We start from the raw sequence: 1,286 nt of genomic DNA on the forward strand, positions 1-1,286 counted from the left end.
CGATATGCCGGCTGTGTGAGTCCCCGGAGAGAGGTCGAGTGTCTCGCTCGTCGAGCCGTCGAGGACGCCATTGTGCGATACCGTATTGCCGTCGACCGTCACCGATGGGTCCGACGCGCCGTATTGCTCAGTGTAGCTGATGTCATAGTCGACAAGACCGGCGTCGGTCGCCACGTCGACGCTTTGCGACCCGCGACTCAGGTCGATCGGAGTCGACCCTGTGAGCGAGACGGACTCCGACCCGCCGGGGTGAGCGACCGTCACCGACGACGGGCTCGGACCTGATATCTCGACGAAAGGCTCCGCGACGCCGTACTGATCTCCAAGCCAGCGGTGCTGGTAATCGATGGTTGAGTCTGTCTTAAAAGTCACATCCACCGACGAGCGTCCAGATACGTCGACGTTATTAATGTCAAAGACTTTATTCCACGTCTCTGCTTGTTGATATTCGATCGAATCTTGTTTTGTCCCATCTATCCAGACCGATATGTCGTGATAGCCGTTATTGTCATTAGTTGCGGCGTTGACCTCTAAGGAGGTGATAGTTTGGACGTTATCGGTGGGGGCGGTGACAGTCATGGAGCTTTTGAGGCTGTTAGAGCTTTGACTGACCCATTTACTCGACGCGCTCCGAGGGTTGCTCAAGCTAACTGACGCATCGGTTGGGTTGCGATCGCCATCGACTGAGAGAGACTCGGTCGTCCCTGTCTCGCTCGCGGTCCCGGTCCGCGTTTGCGTTGACGAGCCGCCGTCACTCGATAGTGTGAGCGTTGCGTCTCTCGCGGGGACGGTGCCCCCCACGTCGACGCTAAAGCTCGATCCATCCGTCTGACTAGTCTTGCTTACCGACTCTGCCGTGGTGGACTCCTTGCCCGTGAGAGTCACGCTCTCGTCTCGCGGCGACGCCGTCCCGCCGACATCGATCGCGAGCGAGCCCGAGCCGGAAACGGTCGTCGACGTTGACGCCAGCCCGGTGTTCTCCACGCCCGTCAGATCGATCGATAGGTCGGAACCACCGTTCGGCGCCTCGTAGCTGATCGTGTCGCCGTCGACAGCCGGACCACCCGAGACCGAGAGCACGCCGTCGAACGTGACCGTGTTCGTCGAGAACTCCTCAACGTAGAACGCGGCCTGTTCTCCGCGCGCCTCGATCGGCGTCGAGTACGTGCCGTTACTCTCGTGTTTTACGCGAGCCACCTGCGGTACCTCGCCCACGTGCTCCTGGAACCACGCCGTCTCGATCGCGACCCAGCGTCCGTCGTGGGTTCGGTCGTCCTCGAGGACGA

General features: G+C 60.5%; 1 pseudogene. It reads right to left on the reverse strand.

The features are described 5' to 3' along the window. A pseudogene (locus tag EXE48_RS18560) lies at positions 1-1,286 on the reverse strand (hypothetical protein); the annotation flags it as partial.

This window comes from Halorubrum sp. ASP1 (assembly GCF_005435135.1).
GTDB lineage: Archaea > Halobacteriota > Halobacteria > Halobacteriales > Haloferacaceae > Halorubrum > Halorubrum tropicale.